The organism is Acinetobacter lactucae (genome assembly GCF_013344765.1).
Classification (GTDB): domain Bacteria; phylum Pseudomonadota; class Gammaproteobacteria; order Pseudomonadales; family Moraxellaceae; genus Acinetobacter; species Acinetobacter lactucae_A.
In genome coordinates, this window is record NZ_JABVBF010000090.1 from 1 (window position 1) to 13,691 (window position 13,691).

At 36.4% G+C, this 13,691-nt stretch carries 11 protein-coding genes and 2 pseudogenes; 3 read left to right on the forward strand and 10 right to left on the reverse strand.

All coding sequences use genetic code 11. The features are described from left to right. Positions 1-160: 160 nt before the first annotated feature. The 3 genes and pseudogenes from HUN22_RS10420 to HUN22_RS10430 all read left to right on the forward strand — a co-directional run. Positions 161-1,279, forward strand: a complete 1,119-nt coding sequence (locus tag HUN22_RS10420; protein ID WP_174728865.1) for a porin — start codon at positions 161-163, stop codon at positions 1,277-1,279. A 147-nt stretch (positions 1,280-1,426) separates the two neighbouring features. Then, positions 1,427-1,938: pseudogene (gene gmtX, locus HUN22_RS18155) on the forward strand (gamma-mobile-trio protein GmtX). Positions 1,939-2,067: 129 nt separating this feature from the next. After that, positions 2,068-2,427 (forward strand): annotated as a pseudogene (locus HUN22_RS10430) (alpha/beta hydrolase fold domain-containing protein); the annotation flags it as partial. A 76-nt stretch (positions 2,428-2,503) separates the two neighbouring features. Here the strand turns inward: HUN22_RS10430 and actP are convergent. From actP to HUN22_RS10480, 10 genes are all read right to left on the reverse strand, one after another. Further along, positions 2,504-4,156, reverse strand: coding sequence for a cation/acetate symporter ActP (gene actP / locus HUN22_RS10435; protein ID WP_174728871.1), 1,653 nt, complete (start codon positions 4,154-4,156; stop codon positions 2,504-2,506). Beyond that, entirely contained in the window at positions 4,149-4,460 is a 312-nt protein-coding gene (locus tag HUN22_RS10440; RefSeq protein WP_016145391.1) for a DUF485 domain-containing protein, read from the reverse strand. The genes actP and HUN22_RS10440 overlap by 8 nt, the downstream gene beginning before the upstream one ends. Before the next feature lie 27 nt (positions 4,461-4,487). Continuing rightward, on the reverse strand, positions 4,488-6,122 hold the full coding sequence (locus tag HUN22_RS10445) for a long-chain-fatty-acid--CoA ligase (protein WP_174728874.1): 1,635 nt from the start codon (positions 6,120-6,122) through the stop codon (positions 4,488-4,490). Positions 6,123-6,265: 143 nt separating this feature from the next. Beyond that, positions 6,266-8,149, reverse strand: coding sequence for a sigma 54-interacting transcriptional regulator (locus HUN22_RS10450; protein ID WP_174728877.1), 1,884 nt, complete (start codon positions 8,147-8,149; stop codon positions 6,266-6,268). A 23-nt stretch (positions 8,150-8,172) separates the two neighbouring features. Continuing rightward, a complete protein-coding gene (locus HUN22_RS10455) occupies positions 8,173-8,940 on the reverse strand; it encodes an SDR family NAD(P)-dependent oxidoreductase (RefSeq protein ID WP_174728880.1) in 768 nt (255 codons plus the stop codon). A gap of 19 nt (positions 8,941-8,959) precedes the next feature. Beyond that, positions 8,960-10,120, reverse strand: coding sequence for an acyl-CoA dehydrogenase family protein (locus HUN22_RS10460; protein ID WP_174728883.1), 1,161 nt, complete (start codon positions 10,118-10,120; stop codon positions 8,960-8,962). Then, complete coding sequence (locus HUN22_RS10465; protein WP_174728887.1) at positions 10,117-10,845, reverse strand: histidine phosphatase family protein; 729 nt, start codon at positions 10,843-10,845, stop codon at positions 10,117-10,119. Before HUN22_RS10465 ends, HUN22_RS10460 begins: the two co-directional genes overlap by 4 nt. Continuing rightward, positions 10,838-11,182 (reverse strand): hypothetical protein, encoded by a 345-nt coding sequence (locus HUN22_RS10470; RefSeq protein ID WP_174728890.1) that lies wholly within the window; start codon positions 11,180-11,182, stop codon positions 10,838-10,840. Before HUN22_RS10470 ends, HUN22_RS10465 begins: the two co-directional genes overlap by 8 nt. Continuing rightward, positions 11,179-12,168, reverse strand: a complete 990-nt coding sequence (locus HUN22_RS10475) for a phosphotransferase family protein (protein ID WP_174728893.1) — start codon at positions 12,166-12,168, stop codon at positions 11,179-11,181. The genes HUN22_RS10470 and HUN22_RS10475 overlap by 4 nt, the downstream gene beginning before the upstream one ends. 179 nt (positions 12,169-12,347) lie before the next feature. Further along, on the reverse strand, positions 12,348-13,592 hold the full coding sequence (locus HUN22_RS10480) for an outer membrane protein transport protein (protein ID WP_174728895.1): 1,245 nt from the start codon (positions 13,590-13,592) through the stop codon (positions 12,348-12,350). Between the last annotated feature and the right edge of the window lie 99 nt (positions 13,593-13,691).

Consider the following 13,691-nt stretch of genomic DNA (forward strand, 5'->3'; position numbering starts at 1 on the left):
TCATAAAACTGTCATTTATTCTTCACTTCTCTGTCACAAAATTTGTCGATACTGCATAGCAAGTTGGTGAGCTTTTGTAACTTTTTGTACATCAGTCAACTACAAAATAAATAGTTAGCTAGGCATACGCCATTTTTAAATACTTTTTGGAGAAATCTCAATGAAGAAATTGCTACTCGCTGCCGCAGTTGCAACTTTGAGCATAAACGCGGTGCAAGCAGCGCCAACTTTGTATGGCAAACTAAATGTTTCTATTAACCAAGTTGATAATAAAAATTTCGATGGAAAAAGTGACGTTACCGAAATTAACTCAAACTCTTCTCGTATTGGGGTAAAAGGCGAAGAGAAATTAACTGACAAATTATCTGCTGTTTATTTAGCTGAATGGGCAATTTCTACTGATGGTTCAGGTTCTGATACTGACCTTAGCGCTCGTAACCGTTTTATCGGTTTAAAAACTGATGGTGTTGGTACATTGAAAGTAGGTAAATATGATTCTTACTTCAAGACTGCTGCTGGTGGTAACCAAGACATCTTTAATGACGATACACGTTTAGATATTACAAATATCATGTACGGTGAAAACCGTTTAGACAACGTGATCGGTTTTGAATTAGACCCTAAACTATTAGCTGGTTTAACCTTCAATATCATGGCTCAAACTGGTGAAAGCACCTCTGATAATAAACAAGGTGAAACTGGTAAAGACAGCAAAAATGATAGCTTTGATTCTGTGTCAACTGCACTTGGCTACGAAAACAAAGATATTGGTTTAGCAATTGCTGCTGCTGGTGACTTTGGTATTAAAGGTAAATACGCAGCTTACGGCCTAAAAGATGTTTATACGGATGCTTACCGTGTAACTGGTTCTTATGACATTGCTAAATCTGGTTTTGTTGTAGGTGCTTTATGGCAACATGCTGAACCTACTGATGACTTAACAGCTTATAAAACATCAAAAACCACTCGTGTAGACGGTGTCGATAAAACTACTGATACTTATACAAACTATAAAGGTTTAGAAGAAGAAGCATATGCTGTGACAGCTGCTTATAAAATTCCAAACACGAAACTTAAAGTAAAAGCAGAATACGCTTCGGCTGAAACACAAGTAAGTGGCAAACAAGATCGTAAAATCGACTTATATGGTTTAGGTCTTGATTACCAAATCAACAAACAAGCTCGCTTCTACGGTATTGTTGCTCAACAAAAACGTGACTGGTTAAATGATGACGACAAGCAAACTGTTGTAGGTACTGGTATCGAATATAACTTCTAATTAGTTATACTTGATTCACATCATAAAATGAAAGGGCTTATGTTATTACTAGTTGGTAATAATATATAAAACCCCTAAAAAAGATCCCTAACGGGGATCTTTTTTACTATTTATAGATTATTTCTTACTTTTAATGAAAATTTTTCAATGAATAATTATTCTATTGCAACAATTGGTCGACTATCAAAGACTAAAAAAGGAGTTGGAACAGTAAGTATTCGTAATAAAACAGGTAAGCATTTTCGTTTATTGATTGAAACGTGGGCAGCAAAAGCTAATACCACCATGAAAAAGCCGCATGTAGAATCAAGAGTACTAATGTACCAACTGATTTCGAGTTACTGAAAAGATTAGAGGACCCTGCTGCATTGAGAGCAGTGTTTGGTCAAATTATTGCTGAAGAAAAGAAACTTAGATTAGAAAACAATATTCTTAAAAAGAATGCGGAAGTCTTTGTTGACATGCGACCAAACCAAATCTTGGGATCGAATAATGAAAATCAATCAATAGAAGTCTTAGCAGCATTAAGTAATATTTTACTTCCAAGCGAAATTGAGGCTTTGCGTGATGCTATTGCTAAGAAAAAAATGGAGTTCCGAGGATTAACTTCTTCAGAATCTGAAGCAGTAAAAGATGAAAATGGCCGCATATTTATTTAAAACAGGCTTCATATTTGCAATACGGAAAATATTAATGAACATTTCTGCTGAAATTGATTAAAGCTACATTATTGCTCTTTCAATTTAAAAAAATGAGCTTCTAATGAAATAACGTTATGATGGGTTACTTCTTACAATCAGTATGAAAAAGGTTACTTCCTGACTAAGAACATGATGAAATGGTTCTGGGATAACTACACAACCAATGCCAATGATCGCAACAATATTTTGGCATCACCACTTCGTGCTAAAAGCGAACAGTTAAAAGACTTCCCACCAACATTAATTCAAACAGCTGAATTAGATGTATTGAGTGATGAAGGTGAAGCTTTTGGCCGTAACTTAGATAAAGCTGGTGTTCCAGTGACCTTAACTCGTTATAACGGTTTGATTCATGACTATGGTCTTTTAAATCCTTTAAGTAACGAACCATCTGTAAAAACAGCATTATCACAAGCGGGATCTGAACTTCTAAAGCATTTGAAATAAAGCTTTAAGACAGTACTAATAAAGAAAGCATTATTAAAAAATCATGCTTTCTTGTTTTTTGGGTTCTTGAACCAACTTAATGCAAAGGCATTTTTTTAAACGAACCTTGTTGAGCACCAAGCTCGGAACGCACCACCTGTAACTCAAAGCCCTGTCTGTCTAACTCAGCTCTTTTACTTTTATCAGTCAAAGAAACAACGATACTCACCAAAAATGCGAGTGGCATAGAAAACAAAGCTGGGTTATCAAATGGGAATATTGCTTTTTCATGGCCTAGTACACCAACCCAAACTGTTGGCGATAAAACCACAAAGGTAATTGCTGAAATGATTCCGACAAACCCGCCGAATATAGCGCCGCGGGTGGTTAAATCTTTCCAATACATAGAAAGAATAAGCACAGGAAAGTTAGCTGAAGCAGCAATACCAAATGTAAGTCCCATTAAAAAAGCGATGTTCATTTTTTCAAATAAGATTCCACATGCAATGGCAATCACACCTAGAACCACCACAGAAAGTCGAGATGCAACCATTTCCTGCTTTTCTGTTGCCTTGCCTTTTTTAATGACTTTTTGAAATAAATCATGCGAAATCGCAGAAGCTCCAGCAAGTGCCAAGCCAGCCACTACAGCTAAAATTGTTGCAAACGCTACAGCAGATAAGAAGCCTAGCAATAAATTTCCACCAAGGGCTTTTGCTAGATGCATAGCAACCATATTACTACCACCAATGAGGTCACCACCTAATTGTCCACCTACAAAATAGTGTGGATTAGTGCCTACTATAGCGATTGAAGCCAACCCTAAAATACAGACTACAATAAAGAAATACCCAATGTAGCCAGAAGCGTAAAACACGGAACGGCGTGCTTCAGCAGCATTTGGTACTGTAAAAAAGCGCATAAGAATATGTGGTAAACCAGCTAAACCAAAAATTAGCCCCATAGACATAGATAAGGTATTAATTGGATTGGATAACATAGAACCCGGTTCTAAGACTTTTTGTCCAAGTTTATGCGCATTAACGGCGGCCGTAGCCATATTATTTAGACTGAAACCAAATGCTTTAAATGCCAGAAATACTAAAACTGTTCCACCAAAGAGTAAAAGAATTGCTTTAATAATCTGTATCCACGTTGTAGCAAGCATTCCTCCAAAAATGACATATACCAACATTAAACAACCAACAAGAATGACAGCAATTGTATAATCTAATCCAAACAGTAGTTTAATGAGCTGGCCTGCTCCCACCATTTGCAAAATTAAGTAGCAACACACCACGATGAGTGAGCCACAAGTTGCTAAAATACGCGTTCTTTGTGGATCTAGTCTGTACGAGACAATATCGGCAAATGTATATTTTCCAAGGTTTCTAAGTCTCTCGGCCATCAAGAAAGTTAAAATGGGCCAGCAAACAAAAAAGCCCGTCACATAGATAAACCCATCATACCCTTTAAAGAAAACCATACTTGAAATACCAAGTAAGGTTGATGCCGACATGTAGTCTCCAGCAATCGCCAGACCATTTTGTTTAGCAGAAATTGAATTGCCAGCTGTATAAAAATCTTCTTTTGATACCGTTTTCTTGGCAGCTTTAAAGGTAATTAGCAATGAAATACCGACTACACATCCAAACATGATAATTGCAGTCCAGTTTCTTGGCTCAGTTGGAGCCGCCCAAACACCCGAGCTAAGTAAAGCTAAAATGGTAAAAGCTATATATTTATTCATAACGGTATTCCTTTCTTAATTTTTCTTTTTGTTTGTCAAAATATTGATTTGTAATGAAGATATATAAGCCTGTTATTAGCCAGCTCGATACAATAACAATTGCAGCAATAGGCCAACCAATTGTGACCTTGCTTGCTTCTAATGGCATTGCAAGCAACTCAGGGCGAAATGTGGCTGTTCCTATAAAAATAAAATAAATGCTAAGTACGATTAAACTTAAAAAAACAGCGAATCGGTTTCTTTGCTTCACCATCTTTTTAAATTTAGTATCTAAGACAATGTTTGCTTCCTGAGAGTAGTTCATATAAAAATTCCTTTTTTATGTAGATCATTATTTACATTCAGCAAAAGCACTATTGATGAAATAGTCGTGATACCGTTCTCTCAATATCTTTTTACTGATTTTTCCAGTCGGTGTATGAGGTATTTCTTCTACTAATATGGTTGCCGAAGGAATGGCCCATTTATGTAATTTAGAGGATAGGAAAACTACAATTTCTTCATGTTCAATAATTTGTTGTGGAGATTTTGGTACCAATATTAAAAGTGGGCGTTCCCCCCATTTTGGATGATTGGCAGCAATAACAGCGGCTTCAGCAACTTTTTCATACCCCATTGCTGCATTTTCGACTTCAACACTACTTACCCACTCTCCTCCTGACTTAATCATATCTTTGGCACGGTCTGTAATATGCATATATCCATATTCATCTATGCACGCGATATCTCCTGTATCAAACCATGTATTATTTTCATTTAGGGCTTTGGGTTGATTGATATATCGCTCAGCAATCGTATGTCCTCGTACTTCTAAAATGCCTTCATGAACACCATCGTGAGGAAGTAATTGATGATTCTCATCACGTAATCTCATTTGAAGGCCAAAGATAGGTTTACCACACTTAATCGATTGAGTTTCAATATTGTTTTTGATTTGATCTAGTCGATTACAAGTTCCCATTGAACTGGTTTCAGTCATTCCCCAAGCATTCTCAACAGCAACTCTATATTGGCTCAAAGACTCAATTAGCGAATATGGTGCAGCAGATCCACCAGAAATCGCACGTTTTAAACTGACTGATGAAATATGGTGATCTTCAAGATAATTTTTAAAAGAATTCCAGATGGTAGGAACAGCCATAGAAATATCGACGTGCTCTGATTGGATCAAATTGAAAATTTTCTCAGTCTGACCGGCAAATGAATGAGGCCAAACGATTTTTGCCCCCGATAAAACGGCGTTAAATGGCATTCCCCATGCACTGATATGATAAAGAGGAACCAATGGCATAATACAACTGCCATGCGTTAAGCCAATCGCATTTGGCATGCTGAGTATTAACGCATGTAATACCGTACTACGATGTGAATAAAGAACACCTTTAGGATCGCCTGTTGTACCGGATGTATAGCAAAGTCCACTTGCCCGTTGTTCTGGGATATCTGGCCAATCATATTGAGGCTGCTCTAGAGCAATTATCTCTTCATAAAACATAAAATCAAATTTTGCTTGTAGATCTCTATTAGGATCACCCAACACGATAAAATGCTTTATGACAGATTTTATATTTTCATAAATAGAATCAAGCAATGCTAAGCAATCAGGCTCAATAATAAGTACTTCATCTTGAGCAGAATTGATAATTTGAATTAATTGTTCAGCTGCCAATTTAGGATTAATTGTATGATAAATTCTTCCCGTACATGGGATGGCATAATGTAATTCAAAGTGCTGATATGAGTTCCATGCCATTGTTCCAACTTTAGCATCAGGACTTACACCTAATCGATCTAATACATTGGCAAACTGAGCAACTCGCCCGAAAGCATCTTTATATGTATATCGATGCTTAGTGACCCCATCTGCCTTTAAGGATACAATTTCTTGATCTGCATAAACTGTCAAAGCATGCTGCATTATTGAAGTAATATTTAAATTACAATGCATCATTAATCCATTCGTCATTCTTATTTCCTCACACAATTTAGCAACTGATTCAGATGCCTATATGAGTCAATGCAACTATGGTGCCAAATATTTTTACTATTATTTTCAATAACTTATTAAACTTATTATTTTTCTTTTTTGAAAAAATTTCAATTTTGAAATTAATTATTTAATAACTTCATTCTACGCCACAAAGTAGTTCGGCTAATTCCAAGTTTTTGTGCAGCAAGGTCTAAATCACCATCTACTTCAGCAAGTATTTGTTCAATTAAACTCAATTCCTGATTTACCTTTACCTCTTTCAATAAAGGTTGTGCAGTTTGATTCATTTGCGTCTGAAAGAGCTCTGGTAATTGTTGCTTTAAAAATTCTGGAGTTAAAATTTCCTGATCAAGCTCCAATAAGACATTAATTCTTTCAACAATGTTCTCAAGTTCACGAATATTACCCGGCCAAGAATAATGATAAAAAGCCTTCTGTAAAATATTAGGCAAATCATCCAGCGTTTTCTTATATTTCTCTAAAAACAGATTTGCTAAATACAAGACATCTTCTTTTCGTTCTTTTAAAGAAGGTGTATACACTCTTAAAATATTTAAACGATAGTAAAGATCTGCCCTAAACGTACCATTTTGTACTAACTCTTCTAAATTCGCGTGAGTTGCAGCAATTACACGTATATCTAAATGATGGCTCACCACGGAACCTAAACGGTTAATCTGTCTCTCTTGCAATACCCTTAAAAATCTCGTTTGGAGATGTAATGGCATATCGCCAATTTCATCTAAAAACAGTGTTCCGGTATGCGCCGCTTCAATTAAACCAATACGCCCATTTTTTTTCGCCCCTGTAAAAGCCCCTTCTTCATAACCAAAAAGCTCACTTTCTAATAAACTTTCTGGAAAAGAAGCACAGTTGATCGCTACAAATGGCGCTTTATAACGACTGCTATGGTTATGAATACTTTGTGCCAGCACTTCCTTACCCGTACCACTCTCACCCGTAATGAGAATCGTACTATCGGTTTTTGCATATGCTTTTGATAACTTGATAATCTGCTGGAAATTGGAATTTTGAGTGAAAATCTGGTTAAAGGTATATCTTGTATTAAAGTTCTTAGACGAAACCTTTCTAAATTGGCTATTAGATTGCTCTAAGGCATTTAACTCCTGCACTCTTAAGATATAGCCATCTATATAGTCATTTTTTAGCTTGGAAATATATACAGCAAGCTTTAGGTTTTTAAATTGAACGAGTTGATGACTATTTTCTTGGTCAATATCAAAGTTTAATCCTTCAAAAATTTCGAGTGCTGATTTGTTTAAAACGTCTGAAGAGTCTTTTTCAAGTAACGAACTCATTGAGTTATTTATTAAAGAAATCTTTTTTTGCTTTGTAATAAAGCAAATGCCTTCATTTAAGTGATTAAAGATCTCAGTTAAACGTAAGGTTGAATATTGTTCTCTGCGAATTTTTTCAAGCGTACGTAAGGCATTTTGCAGCAGGTCTTTTAAAGACGGCACACTAATCGCCAAATGCCCGACTAGGTTTTCATTCAGAGCTAACTCTACTGCAACAGGCGAGCCAATAATGGCATCAAAACCTTGATTTTTAATTAAATGAATTGTTTTCTTGGCATCTAAATATGAGTCATAGTTAAACTGTTGTATATCTAAAGCAAAAATATCAGAGTAGTTCTCAAGATCGACTGTGGACGTATTGCCTACCAAAGCAATACGCTTATATTGTTTTAAATTTGATATAGCCTGAATAACATCAAAAGTACCAGTTCGAATAACCTGTATATCAATATTTAATTTCTTTTGTAGAAAACTCGCGGTCGCTCCCGTACATAGAAGAATCTGACAGCCATTTTCTACTAAGCTTTGAGCAACATCTTGTACATCTGAAATATGGCATTCCACCAAATCGATTTCGTTCGACTCTACTTCACTAATCGCCTGCTCAACCAAAGAACGAAAACCATTAATATTAGGTTTTTTAATATAGGTGACCAAAATATTAATTGGTTTTCGATTAAGCATTTTTTACTCCATTAAAAAACGTTTTATATAGGCGCAGCGCTATGACCGCCATCGACTTTAATTTCGATACCTGTTATGCCCTGACCTGCTTGAGAAGCAAGTAACAGTAATGGCCCATTTAAATCATCAAATTCTACAAACTTCCTTGTCGGAATCTTCTTTAAAAGCTGTTGCCCTGCCTCACTCGTTAAATATTCCTCATTAATTTCAGTAATCATATAACCTGGAGCTATAGCATTTACATTTATACCAAATCTAGCTAACTCTACTGCCATTACTTCTGTTAAATGGCGTAATCCAGCTTTTGACGCACAGTACGGGCTAACACCAAGGTTAGTAGACTGAGAAAGAATTGAAGTGATATTGATGATCGATCCTTTTTGTCCAGCCTTAATCATATGCTGCACAACTTCTTGTGTACATTGCCAAGGTGCTTTAAGGTTAGTATCGACAATCTTATCCCAGTCTTCATCGTTATAATCAAGAAAACGCTTGGTATCACCTACTCCAGCATTATTAATTAACACATCTATTGTGACGCCTTCTGCCTCTAAGTCAGTGAGCATATCTTTTACAGCTAAACGGTCATTTACATCTAATGGAAAAGTATAAACTTTTACTCCAAACTCATTTTTGATATAGGACTCTAACTCTTTCAATCGTTCTAATCGTCTGGCACAAATGACAATATGAGCGCCTTCTTTAGCAAACAATTCAGCCATATGATGTCCCAAACCACTTGAAGCACCCGTAATTAAAATATATTTATCTTTTACGTCAAAAATATTCATTCTTTTATTCCTCCCTTTATTATGCCTGTTTCCCTAATAGCTTTTTAGCAATGCTCATGCGATGAACTTCATTTGCTCCATCATAGATTCTGAAACCACGTGCATCTTTAAAAATCTTGCAGACTACTGATTCATCTGTCATGGCTTGGCCACCCAAAATCTGAACCGACCGATCCACCACGCGCCATATACCTTCAGAGCTGATCACTTTAACTAAACTGGACTCGTAATTTCCTTTTTCGCCCAAATCTAAAACCTGCGCGCAATAATGAACCGCTAATCGAGTCGTTAAGATATCCATTTCATTGTCGGCAAGCATAAAACCTACACCTTGATGGTCGCCTAATCTCTTACCAAAAGATTGGCGTTCACGTGCATATTGTGTAGCAATATCATGTGCTCTCTTGGCTTGTCCCAGCCATCTCATACAATGTGTTAAACGAGCTGGGGCTAGGCGAACTTGAGCATATTTAAAGCCTTTACCAATTTCACCCAAGACATTTTCTTTAGGTATACGTAAGTTCTCAAAGCGTAAAATACCATGTCCTCCCGAAAAACATGAATCCATAGCATTCATACTTTTTTCTAATATAAAGCCATCAACATCCGTATCTGTTAAAAACATAGAAGCAGTGCCGTCTTCCATCTTTGCCATAATAATAGCGACGCTTGCTCCTTCTGCTCCTGTAATTAACCATTTACGCCCATTAATAATATAATCATCGCCATCAGCAATTGCGGTTGTTTGAAGCATAGATGGATCTGAGCCAGCACCCGGTGCAGGTTCCGTCATAGCAAAGCAAGATCTAATTTCCCCCGCGACTAGCTTTCTTAACCATCTTTCTTTTTGCGCATCATTCGCCACAGCATCTAATAAATGAATATTTCCTTCATCGGGTGCATGAATGTTTAAAGCAATTGGACCTAAAGCAGAATAACCCGCTTCTTCAAAAGCCACAGCCTTTTGTAAATGCGACCATCCAAGTCCTCCCATCTCCTGACTTGCATGTGGGGTAAGTAGTCCCCAACGGCGTGCACGACTCACCAATTCTTGGCGTAAAGCTTCACTCGGCCCATGGCTATCTTGGCGAGGATCATTTTCTAATGGAATTACCTCTTGTTGGATAAACTCTCTTACTTTCTGTTGTAATTCTAATAATTCATTAGATAGCGTGATCATGAGCTGAGCTCCTTTAATTTAAAACCTTGGGTCGCGATATAAGTTTCATACACATCATCCATAGCGCTATTAAATAGCTCATTTTTAATCAGATTATATGCAGTGAAGTTTTGGAGTTTGATTCGTTTGCTTATTACCTTTTGATTTTCAATCGTTAGATCAAGAATGTTTAAGCAGCCATAATCTTGTTCCTGCGAATAAACATCTTTGAAGTCATGCCCATAGACCCAATTAATGAGTATTCGATTTACAATATCGTGTGAAGAAATCAGGATATTCTGGTCTTTGTTTGCCGTTAATATCATGCCTTCAAACCAGGTCAGTACACGAGTAATAAAGTGAGTCCAACTTTCGCCTTGTACAAATAATTCAAGGTTATTTTTATGGAACTGATAGGCCTTTTTGATTTCCAGCTCAGCGCGATCCAACGAAATTTCTCTTAAACGTCCTGCTCTTATTTCCCGAATATCATCGAATGACTGAATGTCTTTATACTCATTTTGATAGCGCTTCAAAATTTCGGCTGTCTGAATCGAACGAGGCATAGTAGACGAGTAAATTTTTTCAAAACTAACATCTCGTAATTGATGGGCCAGCTGTTGTATTTGTTCTATGCCTTGTTCGGATAACTGAGCAAATTTCGGATTAATTGGATTATTATCTGCATCAAAGTATGAAACATGCCCATGTCGAACCAAATAAATTCGTAGCCGATGCTTATCCATGATGAGTCACCTTGGGTTCAGTAATTTTTAGGTCTTCAGAATTAAGAGCTTTTAATATTTCAAATGTATGCTCAGATTGTTTACCCTCACGTATATCAGCAATAAACAATTGAATAGCATCATCAACATCTTTGATTGGAAAAGAAAAATAATCTTGCAAAATTCCTGAGCTATGGAATGAACAAGTTTCCTTTTGCAAAATATAAGTCTGCAAAATTTCAAAGCTTCGCATCAGCATTAACAAGTTATATTTCTGACTGCCCGATTGCGGTAAAAGCTCATTCTTGATCACTGCTTGACTTGCTTTGATCAGGTCAATTATTTTTTGCTCTTTCATTCTTTTTCTCCCAAGATTTCCAAGATATTCTTTTCAAGGCGGGGAACTAAAAACTCCGTTAGGGCTAGTTCAAGTGATGGAGTAGCCATTTCATTGTTTCGGTCAGACTGCTGCATCGCAATAATTGCCCATCGAACATGAGACAGTACATGCCAAAACTTCATTTCAAATTCAGGGATATAGATATCGGAAATTTCAGCATAGGCTTTAGCAAAGTCCTTATATGAACCTATTCCCCCTGCTATATTTTCATCTTGACCAAAACGCCAGCATTTAGAGGTAAACCAACCTATATCTTCTCTACGGTCGCCCCACTGGGTAAACTCCCAATCTAAAATTCCAGAAATTTGATCATCATTAATCATGATGTTACCGATACGGTAATCACCATGGACTAATACCAGATCATCTACTTTTGGAATATTGCTGAACATCCATTGAATGGCATACTCAAGAATTGGACGATGTCTTTTCAAGCTATCTAGCTGCTCTATAAAACTTTTAAGTTTTTTCTCTAGATATTGATCTTTATCTGGCTTAGGAAGTAATTTTTCTAATATTTCATCTGATTGAATGGCATGTATTAAAGCCAGTTGTTTACCAATTTCTTGAGTAATTTTTTTTCGTTTTTCTTCTTCAGCAATGCGAACTAATTTATGACCTTCTGTTACACCATCAATTTTTTTCATAATGAAGAAATCACTATTTAAAAAGTTAGGTGATTTTTCAAAATAAAGCGGCTGTGGCACTTTAATTCCAAAATGATATAAGCGATCTAAAAGTAAATACTCTTGCTCCCGATCTGAACTGGCCTCTACGCTCGACTCAGCATTTTTTCTCAGCACTAAAGCAAAATCTTGAGTTTGAACAAGCCAATTTTCTTGAATAGCCCCACCACTCATCTTTTTTAACTGAATCTCATGAGGAATTAACCCCAAATTTTCCTGCAACAGGCCGCTTAATTGCAGTATATGGTTAGCATTCATTATTCACTCCTTGTAACTATATGCATTGGAGCAAATTGCATGCCACTATTTTTGTATTAAAATTCAACCACTTAAAAAACAAAAATCATTTCAAATATGAAATTAATTTCATATTTGAAATGATAAATAAAAAGAAATTTATAAAACTCTATCCCACTAAATAGTTATTCATAGCTCTTCTAAAAGCGATATCCAAACTTCAACGCATATGCAATTGCGCGATTATTTTTAAACTCAGCCTGCTCTGAAAATTCTTTAATACCTTCGATTGGTAAATAGTAGCCACCACCTTCAGCTTTAGTATCCCCTAACCAAAAATATTTTACGCCAGCAGCAATAAAATAATTAGGCGCTGGATTAAATTGAGCACCAAGTCCAAAAGACCAGTATCCTTTCACTGGTCCAAGCGTTGAAGCAGGACTACCCGAGCCTGAATCCCAGCCAATATCAGATGCAATACTCCAACGGTCAGTTAACTGATGTCCCAATCCAAGCGTTACACTATATTGATCTTTTTGGTAAGAATCCAAATCAATCCCTTGTTTATATGCTCCTTCCGTTAATGCATCCATATACATTGCTGTAAGGGCATCGTATTGCGCTGGACGAATATTAAATTTTTTCCAATTCACCCATCTAAGGTTCATATAAGCAAGCGTCTTTTCAGCAATACCTGTTTGAAAATCTACATTTACTGATTGAGGTGTTTCGACTTTTGTTTTTGCAGGTGCAGTGTATTGTAATGGCTCACCAAAGATATTTTCATCAACTTGAAAATCATATTTAATTTTTGAACGGTAAGTTACAGCTGCTTTAAGCGCAATTTCCGGAATTTGATAACTTCCCCCCACTAGCCAACCTAGCTCTCCCTGTTCTTTAAATTTAGCATTGTATCCATTAAAAGCTTCGGTATAGGCCATTCCTCTAAAAGACACATCACCTTCTACACTTTGATAAACAGGTCCACCATAAACTTGAAAATTTTTAATAGGTGAATAACCTAAAATAAAACTTAGATTTTGGCTTTTTACATTTACGGATGTACCTTCACGACTGGCCTCATCAGAATAACTATTATTAGGGAGAACTGGATATTCTGTTTTTGCAGCAAAAGGCTGATCATAGAGTAAACCAAAACTGAATTGGTCTGTGAGTTGCAACTTTAATGCGGCTGTATAGAATTGGTTATCTTGCCCAATATCTCCTGTATTACGACTTTGATTAGGTCGAACAAGATCTGGACGATCATGGACTACACCAGAAACAGAAGGATCAATAGCGAAAGCATTTGCTTCCGCATAATTACCGGCTTCCAAAAAAGGCAATATCGATTGGCCCGACTGTTCAAGTGCTGAAGCATGACTATAACCACTAAAAAAGACACCTACTACGCTAAATATAATTGGGCTAAATTTGAACTGAATTTTTTCAGCGAAAAAATATTTCTTTCGGTTATTTTCAGTAGTATCTTTCACTATTTGTATATGAGGCCGTAACTCAGCACGTTCCTTGTTTACATTTTT

Excerpts from the sequence above, each read along its gene's own strand:
- HUN22_RS10420 (WP_174728865.1), top strand. The coding sequence starts at position 161 with ATGAAGAAATTGCTACTCGCTGCCGCAGTTGCAACTTTGAGCATAAAC.
- actP (WP_174728871.1), bottom strand. The coding sequence starts at position 4,156 with ATGAATAAATATATAGCTTTTACCATTTTAGCTTTACTTAGCTCGGGT.
- HUN22_RS10440 (WP_016145391.1), bottom strand. The coding sequence starts at position 4,460 with ATGAACTACTCTCAGGAAGCAAACATTGTCTTAGATACTAAATTTAAA.
- HUN22_RS10445 (WP_174728874.1), bottom strand. The coding sequence starts at position 6,122 with ATGACGAATGGATTAATGATGCATTGTAATTTAAATATTACTTCAATA.
- HUN22_RS10450 (WP_174728877.1), bottom strand. The coding sequence starts at position 8,149 with ATGCTTAATCGAAAACCAATTAATATTTTGGTCACCTATATTAAAAAA.
- HUN22_RS10455 (WP_174728880.1), bottom strand. The coding sequence starts at position 8,940 with ATGAATATTTTTGACGTAAAAGATAAATATATTTTAATTACGGGTGCT.
- HUN22_RS10460 (WP_174728883.1), bottom strand. The coding sequence starts at position 10,120 with ATGATCACGCTATCTAATGAATTATTAGAATTACAACAGAAAGTAAGA.
- HUN22_RS10465 (WP_174728887.1), bottom strand. The coding sequence starts at position 10,845 with ATGGATAAGCATCGGCTACGAATTTATTTGGTTCGACATGGGCATGTT.
- HUN22_RS10470 (WP_174728890.1), bottom strand. The coding sequence starts at position 11,182 with ATGAAAGAGCAAAAAATAATTGACCTGATCAAAGCAAGTCAAGCAGTG.
- HUN22_RS10475 (WP_174728893.1), bottom strand. The coding sequence starts at position 12,168 with ATGAATGCTAACCATATACTGCAATTAAGCGGCCTGTTGCAGGAAAAT.